This is a genomic window from Parcubacteria group bacterium CG10_big_fil_rev_8_21_14_0_10_36_14, assembly GCA_002772895.1.
Taxonomy (GTDB): Bacteria; Patescibacteriota; Patescibacteriia.
Genome location: PFCS01000006.1, coordinates 34660 through 54630, shown reverse-complemented (window position 1 = coordinate 54630; position 19971 = coordinate 34660). Strand labels below are relative to the sequence as shown.

At 37.6% G+C, this 19971-nt stretch carries 19 protein-coding genes and 1 pseudogene (1 of these 20 only partly in view); 12 read left to right on the top strand and 8 right to left on the bottom strand.

Annotated features, from left to right (window positions below):
• Nucleotides 1-167, bottom strand: a pseudogene (locus COU51_00700) (hypothetical protein); it reaches 67 nt to the left of the window's first position.
• A 41-nt stretch (nucleotides 168-208) separates the two neighbouring features.
• Between COU51_00700 and COU51_00695 the strand changes: the two are divergent.
• The 5 genes from COU51_00695 to COU51_00675 all read left to right on the top strand — a co-directional run bounded on the left by COU51_00695 (nucleotide 209) and on the right by COU51_00675 (nucleotide 4059).
• Complete coding sequence (locus COU51_00695) at nucleotides 209-607, top strand: cupin domain-containing protein (protein ID PIR67094.1); 399 nt, start codon at nucleotides 209-211, stop codon at nucleotides 605-607.
• Between the two features lie 112 nt (nucleotides 608-719).
• Nucleotides 720-1337 carry a hypothetical protein gene (locus COU51_00690; protein ID PIR67093.1) on the top strand — a complete coding sequence of 206 codons (618 nt, stop codon included), beginning with the start codon at nucleotides 720-722 and terminating at the stop codon, nucleotides 1335-1337.
• Nucleotides 1338-1349: 12 nt separating this feature from the next.
• Nucleotides 1350-1538 (top strand): hypothetical protein, encoded by a 189-nt coding sequence (locus COU51_00685; protein PIR67092.1) that lies wholly within the window; start codon nucleotides 1350-1352, stop codon nucleotides 1536-1538.
• 401 nt (nucleotides 1539-1939) lie between these two features.
• Nucleotides 1940-3109 (top strand): alanine racemase, encoded by a 1170-nt coding sequence (gene alr / locus COU51_00680; protein ID PIR67091.1) that lies wholly within the window; start codon nucleotides 1940-1942, stop codon nucleotides 3107-3109.
• A 122-nt stretch (nucleotides 3110-3231) separates the two neighbouring features.
• Nucleotides 3232-4059: a hypothetical protein gene (locus COU51_00675; protein ID PIR67090.1), complete on the top strand. Its 828-nt coding sequence runs from the start codon at nucleotides 3232-3234 to the stop codon at nucleotides 4057-4059.
• A gap of 441 nt (nucleotides 4060-4500) precedes the next feature.
• Here the strand turns inward: COU51_00675 and COU51_00670 are convergent, their stop codons facing one another.
• From COU51_00670 to COU51_00655, 4 genes are read right to left on the bottom strand one after another with little or no spacing between them, the layout of a single operon-like run.
• Nucleotides 4501-5718, bottom strand: coding sequence for a hypothetical protein (locus COU51_00670; protein PIR67089.1), 1218 nt, complete (start codon nucleotides 5716-5718; stop codon nucleotides 4501-4503).
• Between the two features lie 12 nt (nucleotides 5719-5730).
• Nucleotides 5731-7200 carry a glutamate--tRNA ligase gene (locus COU51_00665; GenBank protein ID PIR67088.1) on the bottom strand — a complete coding sequence of 490 codons (1470 nt, stop codon included), beginning with the start codon at nucleotides 7198-7200 and terminating at the stop codon, nucleotides 5731-5733.
• A gap of 1 nt (nucleotide 7201) precedes the next feature.
• Nucleotides 7202-7921 (bottom strand): glycosyltransferase, encoded by a 720-nt coding sequence (locus COU51_00660; GenBank protein PIR67087.1) that lies wholly within the window; start codon nucleotides 7919-7921, stop codon nucleotides 7202-7204.
• Between the two features lie 10 nt (nucleotides 7922-7931).
• A complete protein-coding gene (locus COU51_00655) occupies nucleotides 7932-8492 on the bottom strand; it encodes an RNA 2',3'-cyclic phosphodiesterase (GenBank protein ID PIR67086.1) in 561 nt (186 codons plus the stop codon).
• Between the two features lie 417 nt (nucleotides 8493-8909).
• Between COU51_00655 and COU51_00650 the strand changes: the two genes are divergently transcribed.
• The gene (locus tag COU51_00650; GenBank protein PIR67085.1) at nucleotides 8910-9452 is read left to right on the top strand and encodes a hypothetical protein; all 543 of its coding nucleotides are present in this window, start codon (nucleotides 8910-8912) and stop codon (nucleotides 9450-9452) included.
• Here COU51_00650 and COU51_00645 read toward each other — a convergent pair.
• The 3 genes from COU51_00645 to COU51_00635 form a co-directional block, all read right to left on the bottom strand.
• Nucleotides 9444-9752: a hypothetical protein gene (locus COU51_00645; protein PIR67084.1), complete on the bottom strand. Its 309-nt coding sequence runs from the start codon at nucleotides 9750-9752 to the stop codon at nucleotides 9444-9446. The genes COU51_00650 and COU51_00645 overlap by 9 nt on opposite strands.
• Before the next feature lie 87 nt (nucleotides 9753-9839).
• Entirely contained in the window at nucleotides 9840-10895 is a 1056-nt protein-coding gene (locus COU51_00640) for a dihydroorotase (GenBank protein PIR67083.1), read from the bottom strand.
• Entirely contained in the window at nucleotides 10892-11869 is a 978-nt protein-coding gene (locus COU51_00635; protein ID PIR67082.1) for a hypothetical protein, read from the bottom strand. The genes COU51_00640 and COU51_00635 overlap by 4 nt, the downstream gene beginning before the upstream one ends.
• 165 nt (nucleotides 11870-12034) lie before the next feature.
• Here COU51_00635 and clpB point away from each other — a divergent pair, with 165 nt between their 5' ends.
• From clpB to priA, 6 genes are all read left to right on the top strand, one after another.
• Nucleotides 12035-14647 (top strand): ATP-dependent chaperone ClpB, encoded by a 2613-nt coding sequence (gene clpB, locus COU51_00630; protein ID PIR67081.1) that lies wholly within the window; start codon nucleotides 12035-12037, stop codon nucleotides 14645-14647.
• A gap of 171 nt (nucleotides 14648-14818) precedes the next feature.
• Nucleotides 14819-15244, top strand: a complete 426-nt coding sequence (locus tag COU51_00625) for a hypothetical protein (GenBank protein ID PIR67080.1) — start codon at nucleotides 14819-14821, stop codon at nucleotides 15242-15244.
• On the top strand, nucleotides 15241-15642 hold the full coding sequence (locus COU51_00620) for a hypothetical protein (protein ID PIR67079.1): 402 nt from the start codon (nucleotides 15241-15243) through the stop codon (nucleotides 15640-15642). The genes COU51_00625 and COU51_00620 overlap by 4 nt, the downstream gene beginning before the upstream one ends.
• 97 nt (nucleotides 15643-15739) lie before the next feature.
• Complete coding sequence (locus COU51_00615) at nucleotides 15740-17149, top strand: hypothetical protein (protein ID PIR67078.1); 1410 nt, start codon at nucleotides 15740-15742, stop codon at nucleotides 17147-17149.
• A gap of 17 nt (nucleotides 17150-17166) precedes the next feature.
• Nucleotides 17167-17955, top strand: coding sequence for a hypothetical protein (locus COU51_00610; GenBank protein ID PIR67077.1), 789 nt, complete (start codon nucleotides 17167-17169; stop codon nucleotides 17953-17955).
• A 60-nt stretch (nucleotides 17956-18015) separates the two neighbouring features.
• A complete protein-coding gene (priA, locus tag COU51_00605) occupies nucleotides 18016-19878 on the top strand; it encodes a primosomal protein N' (GenBank protein ID PIR67076.1) in 1863 nt (620 codons plus the stop codon).
• The last annotated feature ends 93 nt before the right edge of the window (nucleotides 19879-19971 follow it).

The following is a 19971-nucleotide window of genomic DNA, read 5'->3' as shown; positions in this document are numbered from 1 at the left end:
TATAACACGGCATGTCTGGTTACGGCTTTTATACAAAAGCCTCCACCCATATTTGCCTCCGCTACGCTACGGCAAACATCAGATATGCCGAAACGTTGTAGCGAAATCGCTTCGCTTCTTTCGCTACAATGGGCGGCGGTTCCCGCAATCTTTGCTATAATACCCATATAAAAAGGGGATAATTAACTAATAAATAACTCACAAAAATATGAAAGGATTTAAAGACAATATTGAAAAGTTGACTTTAGAAAATACAAACTTCCGAAAAGTTTTATATTCCGGCCAGCATAGCCAGCTAGTTTTAATGGCGCTTGCTCCAAACGAAGAAATCGGAATGGAAGTCCATACGGATAACGACCAATTTTTCCGCTTTGAGGCGGGGAACGGCAAGGTTATAATCGATGGAAACGAATATGATGTGGCCGACGGCGACGCTGTAGTTGTTCCGGCAGGCGCGGAGCATAACGTAATAAATGTTTCGGGAGATAAAGAATTAAAACTCTATACTATTTATTCACCTGCGCACCACAAAGATGGCATCTTACGCGCGACTAAAGCGGAAGCCGAAGCCGACTCACCGGACTTTGACGGCAAAACAACCGAATAACAGCCACACAAACCGCCACTCTCCCTATATCCCCATATTCTTCAAAGTAATTCTTACTAGTTTAGTCGGAATTACTTTTTTTAACAAAAAACTCTATTGCTAAATCCGTCTCTTGACAAAATGGCTAAAATATGCTAAAATCGCCTTAATAACGTTCATTAAAGGAGAAGGGGAGATGGTACAGGTATTTTGTAGGAGAGAAAAGCCAAACGAACAGCCATATTTAAGCAGATACGAGGTTTCGCTTCCGCGCTTTCTGTGGATGTTTTTTGGAGGTATTGGAAATCTTTCATATAATATCAGGCTCCTCGGCTCAGATAGAATCGTTCTTGAGTCGCCGGACTATTCCATCGTAAAAGATACCTTTGAGATTGACGCAACAGAAGAAGAAATGACCCGGATTGTAGCAACATACTGGTTTTTTATGCAGGCGTATTGCTCTGCGGAAAACAAAAAAAATAATGCAAACAAACTACGTATTCGGTTATTTTATACGCGATTTAAAGATTTTTGCCCGCAAACCATTTATCCGGAATATTCAAACGGCGCTTTTCTTCCGCTAGACGATCTCCGCAGAGTGATTGCTCTAATGGAAGATATCAACGACGAAAACGATATCATGGCTCTTTGCGACATCGTAATGATCCCCGCCATGGAAGACGTCGTTCTAGCAATTGAAGAATGGAATAAAGCCAGTCGCTCTGTTCCGCTTCACGAGCTACTCAGCTAAAAGGAGGAGAGGATGTTCGAAATAAAACCAACGTTTCTCAGACGGTGGCACTACGAAACCTGCTTTTCCGGCAATTTCCACATTGATGCTCCTTTGGATACGCCAGAGGAAGAAATCAGAGAAAAACTAGAGCGAATGTGGTCTAGCGGAAACTGGATTCCAAGCTCTCTCAGACAAGGAGAAAAAATAGAAAAAAAGTAAACACCCCTTACGCCTCATAACATATGAGGCGTTTATTTATCCTTGACAAAACCCTTAAAGTGTGCTATACTCTCCTCAAGTTCAAAAAAGGGAGACACTCAATGGAAAAGCCGAATGAGGGATTTTATTCCGTACTGCGAAAGGCAACCGGAAAACTCGAAATGGTGGAGGTGCAAGGCTACCGATACCAGTTTGAGGGAAACTGGTATCACCTGAGTAGCGCAGAGATGGTTTGCGAGCTCCGGCCACCCAACAAGAAGTGCGAGAAGTAGAGCTTCACCCGCGCTCCGATAAACATATCGGAGCGTTTTTTTATTAAGGAGCGAACTTAACACAAGAAAAAACACCATTCCTTGATGTGTCTTTAACAATGCGCCAATTTATGTTAAGATATATAATATATGAAAACATGGATTGAAATATCAAAAAAGAATATTTTGCATAATATCAAAGCATTGAAATCTTTGCTAAAGTCCCCCCCAGACCCCCTTTCACAAAGGGGGAGGAAGCCGTTATTTATGGCGGTGTTAAAGTCCAACGCATACGGCCATGGGCTAAGAGAGATGAACACTATTTGTATTCAAAGCAAATTAGTTGATTGGTGTGGTGTTGATTCTTTTGACGAAGCAATGTTTTTACGCAAACAAAAAAATAGGATGCCTATTTTGGTTTTGGGGTATGTGCCATTTGACCGAATAGGGGAGTGCATAAAAAACAACGTCAGCATTGTCGCGTATAATAATGAATTGTTAAAATATTTAGAAAAAGACTCCGGCAAATACAATGCGAACTTCAAAAATAAAAAATTAAAAATTCATATCAAAGTAGAAACCGGAACATCTCGACAGGGGATAGCAAATGAAGAGCTTATTAACTTTGTAAAAAAAGCTAATAAAAACAAGAATATTTTCATAGAGGGGATATATACTCATTATGCAAATATAGAAGACACAACAGATCCGAGCTATGCAATGGAACAGCTCAAAAAATTTCATAAAAACATAAAGAGTATCGAGTCTCTTGGTATTCATATTCCAATAAAACATTCTGCCTGCAGTGCGGCAATAATCAATTATCCAGAAACGCATTTTGATATGGTGCGTGCCGGCATATCACTTTACGGACACTGGTCTTCTCATGAAGCAGAGGCCATAGCAAAACAAAAAAATGTAAATCTAACCTTAAAGCCTGCGCTAACATGGAAAACCCGCATTGCGCAAATAAAGAACTTATCCGCAAAAACCCCCGTAAGCTATGGGCTCACAGAACGCGTAAAACGCAATTCTCGTATCGGTATTATACCTATTGGCTATTGGGACGGTTATGATCGCGGACTTTCCAGTATTGGCGAAACGCTCGTATCCGGGAAACGCGCCAAGGTATTAGGCAGAGTTTGTATGAATATGACGATTATAGACATTACCGACACCCCCCCAAAGGTAAAATTATTTGATGAAGTAATCCTATTAGGAAACGAAATAACAGCCGAAGAGTTGGCAAAAAAAATAGACACCATCAATTACGAAGTTATGACCCGCATTAACCCCCTTATAAAACGCGTCATTGTATAATATACAGGCTAAATATTTGTTTTTGACTTATGTCAAAGGTACTCCATCCTCGCAAAATACAAAATCCATACTTTCGCAAGAAAAAACAGCCGAAAACCAGCCGTTTTTATTATAGTCTAATAATGTTAGGACTTACTATCTGCGCCTGGATTTATTTTTTACTGATATCACAAACATTCTATATAAATGACTGGGAAACACGGGGTATAGAAAATTATGACAAAGCAGAAGTAGAGTCTTCAATAGAATCATTTTTCAAGCAAAAGAAAATGGGATTATTCAGCTATTCAAATATTATTACTTTCAACAGTAAAGATTTGCAAAAAGAGCTTTCTTCAAACTATATATTCGATAGCATTTCCGTAGAAAAATATTATCCGCATAAAATAATAATAAACCTAAAAGAAAAACAACAAAAGCTGGCAGTATATAACAAAAATAAAATATATATCCTATCAGCTGACAGAACTGTGCTAAGCATAAAAGAGGGAATAGACAACTGGTTTATTGCAAACGAAGATACTGAAGAAGACTTTGCAACCAGCACAGCAGGCAACGCAACAATTGATAAAGAAAAAATACTAGCCAACACAAAAGAAGAAGCACTTCCAAGCTATCCTATATTTTGCGACGCTTATTATAGCAAAGACGTCTCAGTGGGCGATAAGTACCCGGCTGATAAAGTATTCGGAATCATCATTCAGTTCATAGATGAAGTAGAAACCCGTATGCCGATTAAAACCGAAGCTGTTTTAATTTTTAAAAATAAAACAACTGCAAAAATTATTGTTTACGTTAATAACGGTTGGCAAATATATCTAAATGACGAAGAAGATGGCGAAAGGCAGTTCTACAAGCTATACCTGGCCTTTAATAATAAAATAAAGGATGTAAATAAACCATTAGAATATATTGACCTTAGATTTGGAGATAATGTATATATAAAATAAGTATGATGTATTATGCAAACACCGGCTGACGAAATGGGGTGATAGGAAAACGAACACAGACTTTGTCCAATCATCCACGACCCCTAAGACACGGGGTTTTATATTGACCTTTTTGTTGCGTCGCAAAAGGTATATTCTGCGACGCTATATCAAAGATTAAAAAACAGGTAATACTTCTTACCTATTATCGATGTCTATACCTACATCATCCGTCTTATATACTCTTGTTTACAAATTTACAAAATACTATATATCTTTTGTACTAGTATATTCCGGAAAAGCCGAGATAATATATCTTTGCATTACCAAGCATTACCAAAGAAGATAATACGTTCCTCTGCTCTGCTAAAGATTCATAATCACATAGCGTCGCAAAATAATTAAAAATCCGATTCACCTTTCTTAGCGAATAAATTTTGTTTTTTAAAAAAGTATCATTCTTTATAGGTTTACCAAATAGTCTAACGGATTTACCGGTATACCGTTTAAGCGAACCTCAAAATGCAAGTGTGGCCCTGTTGTAAACAAACCCGCTCCCCTCGTTCCAGGCGTTCCGCCTGTACGGCCGATTAATTGTCCACGCGAAACATAAGTATCCGCTTCAACATAGACTTGGGATAAATGAATATAAACGGTTGATGCCCCACCGGCATGAACCAATACTATATAATTATATATGCGTGAGCTATTTTGATTGCGCACCTTTAATACATAGCCTGGCGCCGGCGCTACAATCGCCGTACCTTGAATAGCGCGTATATCTATACCCGGGTGCTCATATAAGTAGCGGTACGGATAATCCGGATCATGAAAGAAAGCGGTTATTTTATTTTTTTCGATTGGCCAAGTAAAAACAATATTGCCGCCATATGGGAACAAGTCGTTTTGATTTAATTTTTCTCGGATATCTTTTTCTAAGCGTCCTATTTCTGCATCAAGGTCTTGTTGTTCTTTTTGAGCTTCGATTAACAAAGCCTGAAATTTTGATTCCGAAGCAAACGTTTGTCCAATGTAAAAAGTTTTTGCTGTTTTTTGAGCTTCAAGTTTTCCACGTCTGTCTTCCAGATCGTTTTTAATCGAAAGTGTATCGTCTTTTTTCTGCTTCAGTTCTTTTTGCTTATCTTCCAGACGTGAGTGTAGGTCTTTCAAATTTTTTAGCGACGTACCCAAGTTATTCTGTAAATCTTCAAAATACTTTACTTCACTGAAAAAAAGAGAAAAAGAAGGGTGCACAAGAATTATTTCTAAAGGCGATTTGCTGGAAAGCCTGTTTATCTCGCGTAGATAATATCCGACCAAATCTTTTTGCAATTCAATCTTCTTTTGGGTGCCATCTATTTCATTATTAATACCCAACATCTCGAGTTCCAATTTATCAATCTTTATCTCCGCTTCCTGAATTTCCAACTCAGTCTTTTTTATGTGGTTCTCAGTAAGATCTATTTGATTTTTTAGTGTTACCGCGCTTTTTCTTGCCATATCAATCTGATTTTTATAATAATCAAGGTTCTTCTGTAACGCGTCAAGCTTATCTTTTTTATTATTTATTTCGTCGCTCAAATTTATGAGGTCATCTTTTTCCGCAGCAATTACAAAACTTGGCATTATCAATGTAATCGCCAACAGTAAAATAATTAGACAACGAAATACTTTTTTCATAACAATGCAAGACTATTTTAATTTAGTGATGGCACAATCTATTCTCTTTATGGTTTCTTCTTTACCTAATGCCCAAGCCAGCTCAAAAGGCGAAGGAGAGGCTTTTTGTCCTGATAAAGCTGTTCTCATTGGCCAGAGCGCATCCCCTGTGCTGATATTTTCTTTTTTTAACCATTTTTTTGTTTCTTTTTCCAATTTTTCCTGTTCAAACTTTCCATTGGGCACGGTTTTTAAAAATTTTAACAATTTTTCCAAAATTATTTTTGTTTGTTTTTTGTCAGACTTTTTCCAAACCAATAAGTCAGCACTATAATCCGATTTTTTAAAGAAAAGTCCTGCGCCCTCGGTTATCTCTTGCAAAGTTTTAATTCTTTCCTGTTCTATTTTTACAATTTTTTCTATTAGTTTTTTATCTGTTTTTTCTGTTATGAGTCCGGCATCCACCAAATATGGCTTGCAAAGTTCTACCAGCTCTTTTAGCGATTTTCTTTTTATATATTCGCCATTCATCCAATCCAATTTTTCTTTATTTAATACAGATCCACTTTTGTTTATTGACTTTAAGTCGAAATAACGAATAAATTCTTTTAACGTATAAACTTCTTGGTCTCCTTTTGGGTTCCACCCTAAAAGAGCGACAAAATTTATCAGAGCTTCGGGTAAATATCCTTTTTTTAGATAATCCTCTACCGCTACATCTCCTTGTCTTTTTGAAAGTTTACTTTTATCCGGATTTAATAATAGCGGAAGATGGGCGAATTTTGGCGCGTTCCAGCCCAAAGCTTTGTATAAAAGTATATGCTTTGGCGTAGAAGGAAGCCACTCCTCTCCCCTGATTACATGAGTTATCCCCATTAGATGATCATCAATCACATTTGCTAAATGATAAGTTGGAAATCCATCTGATTTTAGTAAAACTTGATGATCTATTAGTTGATTTTTTACCGATATTTTTCCATAAACCTCATCTTCAAACTCTGTATTTCCACTTTCCGGAACATTGAGTCTAATTACATATTTTTCGCCTTCTTTTACCCGCTTTTTCGCATCTTCTCTTATATTTTTTGTACAATGTCCACTGTATTTTGTCGGCAATTTTTCGTCTTGTTGTTTTTTCTTTTCTTTTTCCAGTTTTTCCGGAGTACAAAAACAATAATATGCAGTTCCTTTTTCAATCAGCTGTTCTACGTAATGTTTATAAATTGGCAAGCGCTCCGACTGAACATACGGACCATTTTTCCCGCCAATTTCAGGTCCTTCATCATAGTTTAATTCACAGGAACGCAAAGTATTGATAATGTTTTCCACTCCACCCTCTACTTTTCGTTTTGCGTCAGTGTCTTCAATACGTAAGATAAAACTTCCTTTATTTTTTTTAGCAAAAAGATAATTATAAAGCGCGGTGCGAAGTCCTCCAATATGCAAAAACCCCGTTGGTGACGGCGCAAATCTGACTTTTATTTTTGGACCAAATATTGACATATTATTTTTTTATTAAACAAACAATCGGAAAAACTATAACTGCATTAAAAATTCTTTTCCATCGGCTTGGTTCGCGAGATAGCCTATATAACCACTCCAGCCCCAGTTGTCTCATCCATTTTGGCGCGCGTGGAATACGTCCAGAATAAAAATCAAATGCTCCACCAACGCCAATTACAATTTTTATACTCTTAAGATTTGGTAAATTTGCAAAAATCCATCTTTCTTGTTTACCTTGCCCTAACGCTATAAACAAAATATCCGGCTTTACTGCGTTTATATGTTCTATTATTACGCGGTTATCCCAACTTTCAAACTTGCCACCGGACTCCGCGCCAATGATATTTAAACTTGGTAAAATTTTTTTCAAATTTTGTCCGGCTTTTCTTGCTATTCCCTGCTCTGCCCCTAATAAATATATTCCAAGCCCCATTTCTTCTGCCATCTTTGCCAAATGTCCCATCAAATCCGTTCCCGTCAAATGATAATTCAATTTTTTTCTTTTTATTTTTGCGCCAAGCTTAAGCCCTACCCCATCCGGAATATTTATGTCAGCGCTATTTAATATTTTTTTAAAATCCTCATCCTTATTTGCCAAAAGGAGTATCTCCGGGTTTGGCGTTGTGATAAAAAGTCTTCTGCCTTCTGTTATTGCGCTTTTACATTTTTCCAAAACCTCCTTTTCTCCCATTTCATCTATCCTTACACCTAAAATTTTCATATCGTATAAATTAAAAGCTCAATAGAAACTTTTTTATTATTTTATAAATTGGCCCTTCAGTTGTGAGTTCGCTTTCAACCAAGTCAAAACTGTCTACCACCCAACTTACATTTTCTCCCACTTCTTTTTGTATTCTGGCAAAGTCTACTTTTCCAAACTTTATTCTTGCTAAACTGATATGCGCTTCCCAAGAACGCGCGTCAGTCTCAATGCCGATTTTATTTAGTTCGTCTCCTAAATTAGCTCGAATTTTTTTTATTTCTTCTCCTCTGCTTTTTGCGCTCAGAACAATAATCCGTGGAAATTTTTCATTTGGAAAAGCGGTTATCTTTTTTGTTGCTATTTCAAATCCTGTATACTGTTTTGCTACGCCCTCCATAAGTATAGCTACTTTTTTTATTTTCTCTTCCGTTTGACTGCCTGAAAAATGAAGAGTTATATGTCTACTCCCCTCTTCTACAAATCTTATTCCCTTCTTTGGCAATCTTTTAGCTAATTTTAGGCAATAAGTACTGATTTTTTTATCAATTTCTTTTGGTAGGTTTATAGCTAAAAATACCCGCCTTTTCATATATAAATAATACCATACAAAGACAGGCTTGACAAAAAAACACAGATGTAAGATTTAATAAAGCAAGACAAAAACAAAGAGGCGAAGATAGTACTGCTACAAATTGTGGGTACGATCTTATTGGTAGCTATATATGTTTTGGCGTGCTTATAAGCAGTCATTGGAGAGTCTATCTTGCTACTGCACTCGTATCCGTAGGCCTCATGGTGCTATGTGGCTGGGGTCTTCAGCCAACAATATTTAATTATTTCTTTGCAGGCTTTTGTTCCGCAACTGCTTATGTGCATCTCGCTAAGTGCATCTTGCAACTAAAAAAACGAAAAACCGCAAAAAAATAACCCATATCTTCCCCGCACTAATAGGTGCGGATTATTTTATCAATTTCTTATTGACAAAATAATTTTTTTGTTCTAAATTATGAACATTGTGGAAAAAGGAGAGAAAAAAATGAGCGGGGATAAAATATGGTTCTTGAAAGAGCTCCCGGGCATCATCAAACTTGGCATGCAAGTGACCGCAGGCATTCCACATAAATTAAGATTGCACTTAAGGGAAGTAAGGGTGAAGCATTCTGAAAATTTGTTGAAGATTACAATGGGCTTTTACGCTGGGGAACATAAAAATGATCCCAAAAAATGGCCATCATGTTTCATTGATATTGATTTAGAAAAAATGGAAATTTCTTTAGCGGGTACATCTAGCTGGCTCTTTAACAAAGATTGCAAAAGTTCGGGGATGACTAAGGTTGCGCTTTATTCCTTTCCTGTTATTTTTCTACTCTCTCCGATTCTGCGTGGTATAAACAAATCTTACGAATCAGCTGAAAAACGACGTGGCATTTCCCGCTACTCATATCAAATTCTAAAGGCCCTAGAAGGTCAACTCGAACCGAAAACAGAAAAAATCCTCATGCAAGCAATGAAAAATATGTGGCGTCTTGATAAATATCTTTCACAATAAATTTCTCTTGACGAAGCAAAAGAGTTTCTCAATCAGTGCCATCTCAGGGATAGTCGAATAACCGACACCATCAACAAACGGTATCATTACCGTCGACTCCTCTGGTTTGATAAAAATCAAGTTCCTGTCGGATTTGTAGAGCTCGAAAATAGCGAGCTCCGGCAGGGTGCAAAAGTTCTCGGCTCCTTTTTTGAAGGCGAGGAAACAAAAACTCTTTTTGAGTGCTATAAGACAAGGGAAATTGTTGATTATGACAAACAGCAAAAAGAACGAGAACAACAATCTGGGCTCCCTGTTCATAAACTGAATAATTAATTTTCTTTCACCTCCGATAAAATCGGAGGTTTTTTAATTAAAAAAGACGCTGATTGTGCGTCTTTGTATTTTTTATTTCCTCTCAAACGGCATAGTAGAACCGATAACTCTCCAATCCAACTCTTGCCCTGCCGCTAAAGAAACTATCAAGTTTCCCATTTCTTCTCCGAGCATAAGGGGCACTCTCCATTTTTCTTTCAAAAGACAGATTCGCTCCTGGTTTAGTGGAAGCCCATAAAACTCTGCGCCAAATCGCGAAACAAAGTTTTCCAGCTTGTCCAAAGCGCCTACTGCTTCAAAAACTTGCGCTAAAACCGGTATTGCCACTGGCGCAGAAAAAACTCCGGCTGGAACTTTAATCGTTCGTTCTTTTGTGTATTTCCAATGCGGAGCGCTATCAGAGCCAAAAAAGAATTTTGGATTTCCGCTTATTGCCACATTTATAAGTGCAACTTGGTCTTCTTCTGATTTTGCCGGAGGCTTGCAATAATTATGCGGATTTCCCAAAACATCATCACGCGTCAAAAACAAATGATGCGCCGTAATTGTTGCGGCAACTCGCTCAGGATACATTTTCAGAATATTTACGATATATGCGGTCGTCACATGCTCCCAGACTATTTTCAATTTTGGAAAATTTTGATAAATCCACCAAAATGGTCCTACCAAAAATTCTTCTTCGGCATAATCGCTATGCATCTCAGGCATTTCGGGATGAATAGAAAGCACCACTCCCCTTTTTTCCATTTCTGCAAATACAGGAGCAAGCAATCGGACATCGGAAACGCCGTGTACGGAGCCGGTCGTTGTTCCTTTTGGATAAAGTTTTACGGCAACAATGTTTTGCCAGCAATATGCCCAAGAAATATCGTTTGCAGTGGTATTGTCCGTAAGATATAACGTACGGAGCGCATGAAAATTATTAAATCCCTGTTTCTTGCATTCCCGGTCTATCTGCTTGGAATATTCCATTACCTTAAAAGTGCTGACAAGCGGATTTTGCAAATTTGGCATTACCAACGCTCTTGCAAAAACATTTGCAGTAAAAGACAGAACGCGCCTCAACATCTCTCCCTCGCGGAGATGAGCATGAAAATCATCCGGCTTTCTGATTACTAGAGTTTTCATTGGGTGTTACTCCTTTCCGTTTTTTCGCATTTCTGCGCATGAGCTATAATACTTTTCACTTTCCATGGCGCAAGCATCGCAACAGAACCCAAAAAAATCGAATCCGCGCCGGCATAAAACAAAAGTTCCGCGTCTCGTTGACTTAGAACTCCGCCACCGGCATTTATTGGTTTTGTAATGCCTATATCCCGCGCTCTCATTATCCAATCTACAACTAACGCCAAAAGTGGTTTTCCCGAAAGTCCACCCCCGCCGTATTTTGCCAGTGGAGATTCGTTGGTTCCAAAGATAGCTTTCCAATCAATATCATTCGGCAATTTTCCCCAAGGAATAGTGTTTGATATGCAAATAGCATCGCATGATACAAAGTCAGTAACCTCTCTTAAAATTTCCGGGGGTGTAATAACACTAAATTTTGGCATCAACGGAATATTTACAAAACATCGAGCCAAAGCCAATGAGCCATGTATCTCGTCAACAAATTCTTCATCATCAAATTCCACATTAACATTTGGGCAAGAAAAATTTATTTGCAAACCGATTGGAGCCTGAAACTCTGGTAAATATCGTTTCAGCATTTTCATAAATTCTAAAAGCTCAATGCGTCTTTCGCGCACAGTCCCCGCAATCGGCATGAATGAGATAAAAAATGGCTCTTGTCTTTTTTGCCATTTTCCGGCTTCAAAAAGCACCTCTGCGCCAGGGCCCGATAGCCCCACAGCATTCAGCACCACGCCTTTTCCCGAGTATACTTTTACACAATCGGGAAACAGTTTTTTTGGTCTATAATCTTTATCAAGATCCATATTCCCCAAAAGCGCTTCCAGAGTTGTTGTTTTAGCAACAAATGTAGAGCCTTCAAAATTCAAACCAAACGGCCACCAAAGCTTATGATACCAATATCCTTCTCCAAAAAATCCACGAGCACCGGTAGCATCCAAAACTTTTCCAAAATCAATCCCACGAAGAATCATCGCTACCTCCTGGTTGTCAAATATCTGCCCTTAATTTAGCACATTTACCAGCGCTTGACAAGTATAATAATGTATGGCAAACTTATAGTATAAATTAGCACTCCTCCAACCCGACTGCTAATAAGATTAGAAACCTAAATACTATATACATAAATTACTACCCTTATGATGCAAAAATTTACGACAAAATCTCAAGAAGCCTTGCAGGCCGCTCAAAATATAGTCTTTGATAAAAAACACGCCTCAATTGAACCGGCTCATCTTTTAATTGCTCTTTTAGAACAAAAAGACGGAGTTGTTCCGACTATTTTTAATAAACTGGAAATAAATCAAGAAGTCTTAAATGCCAATCTAAAAAAGCTCTTATCTCTTATCCCTCGCTTGCCGGAAACCACGACAGAATTGCGAGTCAGCCCGCAAATGGCTCGTATTCTGCATCAAGCTGAGAAAGAAGCAGAAAATCTGAAAGATGATTTTATCAGCACAGAACATTTGCTTCTTGCTCTTATCTCTATACAAAGCAACGTCTCCGAGCTTCTCTCACGACTCGGCGTTTCTTACGATGCCGTACTTCAGGTTTTGGCTGATATTCGCGGAAATCAGAAAGTTGATAACCCTGAACCAGAAGCAAAATATCAGGCATTGGAACGATACTCAAAAAATTTAACTGACCTTGCCCGTAAAGAAAAGCTTGACCCTGTTATTGGCAGAGATGAAGAAATAAGACGACTTATGCAAGTTTTATCTCGCCGAACAAAAAATAACCCCGTTCTTATTGGCGAAGCCGGAACCGGAAAAACTGCTATTGTCGAAGGTCTTGCTCAAAGAATTGTTTCTGGGGATGTTCCCGAAACTTTAAAAAATAAAGAGCTTATTTCACTTGATTTGGGTTCACTTATTGCCGGAACAAAATTTCGCGGAGAATTTGAAGACCGTCTAAAAGCAGTTGTAAAAGAAATAGAAAAATCTTCCGGGAAAATAATCCTTTTTATTGACGAGCTCCATACTCTTGTGGGAGCAGGCGCGTCAGAAGGTGCGATTGATGCCTCAAATTTGCTAAAACCGGCTTTGTCACGCGGAGAACTTCATGCAATTGGCGCGACAACTCTAAAAGAATATCAAAAATATATTGAAAAAGATCCAGCCCTGGAACGCAGGTTTCAGCCGGTCTATGTCCAGGAACCGTCTATTTCAGACACAATAGCAATCTTACGCGGAATAAAAGAAAAATACGAAGTTCATCATGGAGTCCGCATTACCGACCCGGCAATTGTTTCCGCGGCAACTCTTTCCAGTAGATATATCACCGACCGCTTTTTACCTGACAAAGCAGTGGATCTTATTGATGAAGCGGGTAGCGCTTTGCGTTTACAAGTTGATTCTCAGCCGACTGAGCTTGATCAACTAAAACGCCAACTAATGAAGTTCGAAATTGAACGACAAGCTTTAAAAGAAGAAAAAGATGAGCAGTCAAAAGAACGTCTAAAAAATCTTGAACGCGAAATCGCAGAAACCCGCGAAAAAGCAAACCAACTTGAACTAAAATGGAAAAATGAAAAAGGAGTTATTGAAGAATTTAATAAAATTAAAAAAGAAATCGAGCGTAAACGAGCTTCGGCAGAAATTTCTGAACGTGCGGGAGACCTCCAAAAAGTAGCGGAAATCCGTTACTCAAATATTCCGGAACTTGAAAAACAACTATTCAATCAGGAAAAAAAGCTTAAAACAATACAAAAAGGCAGTAGAATTTTAAAACAAGAAATTACAGAGGAAGATATAGCCGGGGTTGTTTCCCGTTGGACAGGTATTCCTGTTGCCAGAATGCTTGAAGAAGAAGCGGAAAAGCTTGCAAAAATGGAAAACAAATTGCATGGACGAATTATCGGGCAAGACGAAGCGGTACGTGCCGTCTCCAATGCTATCCGCCGTTCACGCGCCGGCATTTCACCCGAAGAAAAACCAATTGGTTCTTTCATCTTTTTGGGTCCCACAGGCGTCGGTAAAACCGAATTGGCAAAAGCGGTTGCAGAATTTTTATTTAATGATGAGTCTGCCATTATACGTCTTGATATGTCCGAATATATGGAAAAATATTCTGTTTCAAAAATGATTGGCTCTCCTCCGGGATATGTCGGACATGAAGAAGGTGGACAATTAACCGAACTTGTACGCCGAAGACCTTATTCCGTGATTCTATTGGATGAAATCGAAAAAGCGCATCCAGAAGTTTTCAATATTTTATTGCAAATCTTAGATGACGGACACATGAAAGACGCTAAAGGAAGAAAGGTAAACTTCAAGAACACAGTTATTATAATGACATCAAATCTGGGAAGTGATCAAATTCTTTCTGCTGCCTCAAAAGGCGATATTGGTTTTACTGCGGATAAGAAAAATAATGATGAACAAGAAATTAAAGAAAAAATAAATTCACTCTTGCGTGAACAATTCAAACCAGAATTTTTAAACCGCTTAGACGAAACAATCATCTTCAAAGCGCTTTCGAAAAAAGATCTTACGCAAATTGTTGAGTTACAGATTGAACTTCTAAAAAAACGTCTTGCTACAAAACGACTCGGATTAGAAATATCCGAAGAGGCCAAAAAATACTTATGCGAAAAGGGATATAATCCGTCATTTGGCGCTCGCCCATTAAAACGGCTAATCCAGTCCGAAATACTTGATCCGATTGCGATGCTAATCATAAAGAAAAAGTTTCGAGAAGGAGATGAGATAAAAATCAGTATTGATGACGATAAACTGAAGTTTATCAAATAAATACTCCCCCTCTAAAATATGGCCGGAAATAGCCATATTTTATTACCTAAATTATACAAATTATATGTAAAATAAGGCAATATTTTACTAATTCTCTTGACAAATTACTAAAAATGTGCTATATTCATAGACAGAAAGTAGATCTTTAACCCACAAAAACAGGAGGAAACAATGAATGAGGTAAAAGCATTTCGGACCGGTCTTGCAAAACGTGTTTTGTTCACATTCGCGATTGCTCTGTGCACGGCAGGACTCTTGGTCTTGCTTGGCCTGGCGCTTCCCGGATGTGGAGGCGACGAGACATCTGAGCCAACCATCACAACGCCTGCCGAACCGACAATACCCCCCGAGATCGCTGTTCTGGCGATCCCACAGCCACAGCTCGCCAATCTGGCACTCATACCCTGCTACGCGATTGATACCGCACGCATCCGCGCGGTCCTGGTCTCACCGGGGAACCTGGTGGTTTACGGGCTGACCAAGTCCGTGCTGCCATACGTGAACATCGTCGCATCCAACGCAGACGAGAGCTCCTTTGCCAGAGCCATCGCCAATCAAGGCGGTAGCTGGATCATCAACCTGACGGCGACTTCGTGAAGAATGAAACCATATTTCTCACCGTAAAAAAGGAGGGATGTAAAGACGTCGAGCTGATGATCCTGATTAAGTTGCTTCCCGAAGCGGACAACAACATCCCTCAACTTCCCACCTGTACAGGAATTAACGACACTCTTTTTCAGGTGACTCTCAGCCCAAAGGAGATTGTCGCCTGGAGCTGGCAAGGAGGAGTGCCGAACGGTATGACCGTCACCCTCTGCGACAGAAAGGGACTCTGCTCCACCGGACAGACGGTTGATCTGTCGGGTCAGTTCCTTCTCACCATCCCCAAGGACAACACGTCCGAATGCGGGCAGGTTTACCTGTTCGTCCTCGGCAAAAACTGCCTATCGGCGTTCAATATGTTCCTCACACCTCCGCCATTTTCCGGCGGCTAACCCCAACCTAAAGGGCTCTCACAAGAGAGCCCTTTTTTCTTTTACAAAAATTAAAACTGTTGCTTCCTGCCACTTATTTTGATATCCTTATTAATATATGAAAAAAGTCATAATCTCTCTAATATTTGGGCTATTTATATTGCCCCTCCCCTCTTATGCCTTTAACGAAGACTTTGTAATCTCAGATCAAGAACTTTTTGATTGTAATTCAATGTCTTTAAATGAAATAAAAGATTTTTTATCAGAAAAAAATAGTTTTCTATCTTATTTTGCAGATTTTTATCCTGGAACCGGAACGTTTATGGATGCCGGGCAAATCATCTATAATACAGCGCAAGAATTTAAAATAAACCCAAAATTTATTCTTGTGATGCTTGAGAAAGAACAAAGCTTAATAACATATTCTTCGGCAAATATGAGACGACTTGATTGGGCGATGGGTTATGCGGTCTGTGATAAATGCGAGCTCTCTCATCCCCTTGTTGCGCAATATCGCGGATTTGCAAAACAGGTTTATTATGCAGTGGACAGAATAGTAAATACATTTGTTATTGATCTACAAAAATCTGGTATTACTCATACTGGCTTTGGTCCGGGAATTAGTAAAAAAGTTGATTACAAATATTGGATAACTCCGCAAAATAATGCTACTGCCGCGCTTTATACCTATACTCCGCATTATCTTGGAAATAAAAATTTTTATCTCATTTGGACAAAATGGTTTTCAAATATCCAATATCCTGACGGCTCTTTGCTTCAAGATGCTAAAACCGGCGGAATCTATCTTATTCAGGACGGAACAAAACGTCCGTTCACAAGTAAAACGGTTTTCAAGTCAAAATTTAACGAAGAAAGCGTAATACCGGTAGGAGAAAGTATTCTACAAAAATATCCAACAGGATATCCAATAAAATTTACCGACTATTCGTTATTGGAAGACGAAAATGGAAAACTATATATGACAGTCGGCGATGAAGCGCGACCTTTTGAATCGGAAAAAGTATTTCGCTCAATTGGCTTTAGTCCTTTTGAATTAGAAAATATAACACAGGAAGATCTCTCCGCATATACAATTGGTTCTCCAATAACCCAAGCAAGCGCATATCCTACGGGTGGTCTTTTGCAACACAAGGAAACCGGCGGAGTTTATTGGGTTTATGATGGAAAAAAATATCCAATTTGGCATAAATCAGTTTTAAATACTCGCTTTCCTGGCCGAAATTTAATCCAAGCAAACTTTGAGGAACTTGATAAATATTCTCTTGCAGAACCAATAAAATTTTTAGACGGCTCGCTTGTAAAAGACGAAAAAGAGCCAAATGTATATTTTATTTCTGACGGAAAACTCCGTTCAATCCCTTCGGAAGATGTATTTCTCACATACGGATGGAAATGGGAAAATATAATATGGACAAACGCCAAGGTATTAGGATTATATGAAATAGGCGAACCAATCAAACTAAGTGAAAACATAGGAAAAACAGAAACGCAAATACTTTTTAATTAATTAACCGACAAATTATCATGATATCCTTTGCCGCTATCACACCCCACCCTCCATTACTTATCCCAAATATTGGAAAAGATAAAATAGAAAAGCTAGCGAATACAAAAAAGGCTTTTGAAGATCTGGAAATAAAACTTAAAAAATTAGATATTGATTCGCTTCTTATTATTTCATCAAGCGAACGGATGCATTCTGCTACTTATAATATTATCCTTTCAGAAAAGTATAAAATGGATTTTAAGGAGTTTGGAGAATTTGAAACCAATATGGAGCTCTGCCCTGATGTTGAGCTTATAGAAAAAATAAGACATACCGCTTTGGATAATAATCTGCCATTCAATTTAAGCCATAAAGAAAATCTTGATTACACTTTTGGCATTCCTCTTTTTTATCTTTTACAAGACAAAAAAATAAAGGTTATCCCCTTTGTCCATACTCATCAAAACCCAAAAGCGCATTACGAATTAGGACGACTTATTAAAAAAATACTTGCCGAAAGCAATAAAAAAATAGGAATTATTGTTTCTGGAAATTTATCTCACCGCTCAAACGAAAAAAGCCCCTTGGGATTTTCAAAAAGTGGAAAGGAATTTAATGACAAATTTATTGAACTTTTAGAAACAAAAAATACCGCTGGGCTTCTTTCTCTTCCCGAAAAAATGGTCGAAGAAGCTAATGAATCAATTCTTTTGCCAACAGCTATGTTAATGGGTATTATTGACAAAGTTAATTATAAACCACAAATGTTTTCATTTGAGGCTCCGCTGGGTATCGGATATATGGTATGTAATTTTAAATTATTATAGTTTTATTCTTAGCGCTTAACAGGTTATTAAGGTTTAGGCTATTAAATACCTCTGTTGATTATGTTCGCAAAAATTATACCCCTCACAAAGCTTCCCCGCAGATTTGATGAGTTTGATTACTCAATTCCAACAGAATTGGAAAATAAAATTAAACCCGGCCACTTAGTGGTCGTTTATTTTCGTAAAAGAAAAATTTATGGTGTAGTAACACGCACTACGGAAAAAGCTTTTGTCCAAAATAAAGACATCAAACAAATTGAAGGTCTAACGGATATCATCCTGCCCGAATCACTTTTGCAACTATTCTCGTGGGCATCGGATTACTATCTTTCATCGCCTGCTATTTTTTATAATTTTTTCATTCCTCAAATTGTAAATGCGCGAACAAAAGAAAAGGATATAACAAAACAATCACTTTCATTTTCTAAAGATGAATCCACAAAGCTCTACTCTGCTCTTAAAAAAACGGAAGAAAATAATTTATTTTTTTTATTTGATAAAAACCTTAAACAAACCTTGGGGGTATTTATAAAACTGGCGCAAAAAGCGCTTTCAGAAAATAAACAAGCCCTCTTTTTAGTCCCCTCTCTTCAGGATATAAAACTTTTTACCCCATATCTCAATAATGTATTTGGAAATAGTCTTGTTATCTGGCACAGCAAGTTAAGCCAAGGAGAAAAATTTGCTCTTTGGAAAAAAATCTTAGATAAACAGCCGTTAGTTATAATCGGCACAAGACCATCTGTTTTTTTACCATTCAGAAAACTCTCCCTTTCTTTTATCTATAATTCTTCATCAGAAGACCATAAACAATGGGATCAAAATCCACGATATGACGCAAAAAAAGTATTGGCAAAATATTCAGCAAATTTTAATGCAAAAATTATTTTTAGCGACATATTACCGGAACTTGCAGTATATAAAAAAATAAAAGAAAAAAAAATTATTCCACTAAATAGCCCTTTGCCAAAAAATACCTTTTCTTTAGTAGATATCAAAAAAGAAAAAAGTTCCGCATCCCCTCTTTTTAGCTTTCCGTTATATGAGATGATAAAAGAAGCAAAAGAAAAAAATAAACAGGTAATTTTATTCCTAAATCGCAAAGAAAAAGATTCCCTTATAATTTGTAATGACTGCAATTATGTCTTCAAATGTCCGGAATGTAAAAACCCTTTTAGTATTGACAATAACTCATTTTTATGTTATCATTGCAACATAAAAAAAGAGGTTGAGACAGTCTGTCCAAAATGCAAAAATGCCCGTTTGAAACCCCTCAGAATAGGTATAGAAAACTTCAAAAAAATACTGGAAAAAGAATTTCCCGGTATAAACGTTCGAACGATGTCAAAAAACGATACGACAGGATTTATTCCCTCGGACATTCTTATTACAACGGATTATTTCTGGAAGAATACTCTGCCTAAAATTGATATGAAAATGATATATGGGGTGGCAATTCTGGATTTTGATTTCTATCTTATTCGTCCAGAATTTAATCAGCAGGAAAACGCAACTATGGCGTTATATAGATTTTTACAGTTTGCGCAAGAAATAAATGCAAAGGCATTGGTACAAACCGCTAATCCGGAGAATATACTATTTTCTGAATGGAAAAATATTTATGAAAATGGACTTAATGAACGCAAAAAAATAAATTATCCTCCATATTCCCGTCTTATAAAGATTATCTGTAAGGACGAAAATAACGAAGAACTTGAAATAAACGCCAAAAACCTGTATAATGAATTATTGAAAAAAGAATTTAATGCAAGCCCGCCATTTGCGCCTTTTCATAAAAAACGAACAAAAAATTATTTAATGCATATTATTTTGAAAGAGTCATTGGATAAAAATTTATCCGCTCTGAAAAATATCATCCCCGATAAATACCAAATAGATGTGGATCCGATATCAATATATTAGCCAGTATTAAGTACTATGTATTATGTATGGGAAAAATACAACAGAAAAAATTGATATAAACGCTAACCACTAACTGCTAAACGCTATCCCCCC

Bases quoted from the DNA above. Each gene is read 5' to 3' on its own strand.
- COU51_00650 (PIR67085.1), top strand. From the start codon at position 8,910: ATGAACATTGTGGAAAAAGGAGAGAAAAAAATGAGCGGGGATAAAATA.
- COU51_00625 (PIR67080.1), top strand. From the start codon at position 14,819: ATGAATGAGGTAAAAGCATTTCGGACCGGTCTTGCAAAACGTGTTTTG.
- COU51_00645 (PIR67084.1), bottom strand. From the start codon at position 9,752: ATGAACAGGGAGCCCAGATTGTTGTTCTCGTTCTTTTTGCTGTTTGTC.
- COU51_00695 (PIR67094.1), top strand. From the start codon at position 209: ATGAAAGGATTTAAAGACAATATTGAAAAGTTGACTTTAGAAAATACA.
- COU51_00665 (PIR67088.1), bottom strand. From the start codon at position 7,200: ATGTCAATATTTGGTCCAAAAATAAAAGTCAGATTTGCGCCGTCACCA.
- COU51_00685 (PIR67092.1), top strand. From the start codon at position 1,350: ATGTTCGAAATAAAACCAACGTTTCTCAGACGGTGGCACTACGAAACC.
- COU51_00610 (PIR67077.1), top strand. From the start codon at position 17,167: ATGATATCCTTTGCCGCTATCACACCCCACCCTCCATTACTTATCCCA.
- COU51_00660 (PIR67087.1), bottom strand. From the start codon at position 7,921: ATGAAAATTTTAGGTGTAAGGATAGATGAAATGGGAGAAAAGGAGGTT.
- alr (PIR67091.1), top strand. From the start codon at position 1,940: ATGAAAACATGGATTGAAATATCAAAAAAGAATATTTTGCATAATATC.
- COU51_00655 (PIR67086.1), bottom strand. From the start codon at position 8,492: ATGAAAAGGCGGGTATTTTTAGCTATAAACCTACCAAAAGAAATTGAT.
- COU51_00635 (PIR67082.1), bottom strand. From the start codon at position 11,869: ATGATTCTTCGTGGGATTGATTTTGGAAAAGTTTTGGATGCTACCGGT.
- COU51_00675 (PIR67090.1), top strand. From the start codon at position 3,232: ATGTTAGGACTTACTATCTGCGCCTGGATTTATTTTTTACTGATATCA.
- clpB (PIR67081.1), top strand. From the start codon at position 12,035: ATGATGCAAAAATTTACGACAAAATCTCAAGAAGCCTTGCAGGCCGCT.
- COU51_00615 (PIR67078.1), top strand. From the start codon at position 15,740: ATGAAAAAAGTCATAATCTCTCTAATATTTGGGCTATTTATATTGCCC.
- priA (PIR67076.1), top strand. From the start codon at position 18,016: ATGTTCGCAAAAATTATACCCCTCACAAAGCTTCCCCGCAGATTTGAT.
- COU51_00670 (PIR67089.1), bottom strand. From the start codon at position 5,718: ATGAAAAAAGTATTTCGTTGTCTAATTATTTTACTGTTGGCGATTACA.
- COU51_00640 (PIR67083.1), bottom strand. From the start codon at position 10,895: ATGAAAACTCTAGTAATCAGAAAGCCGGATGATTTTCATGCTCATCTC.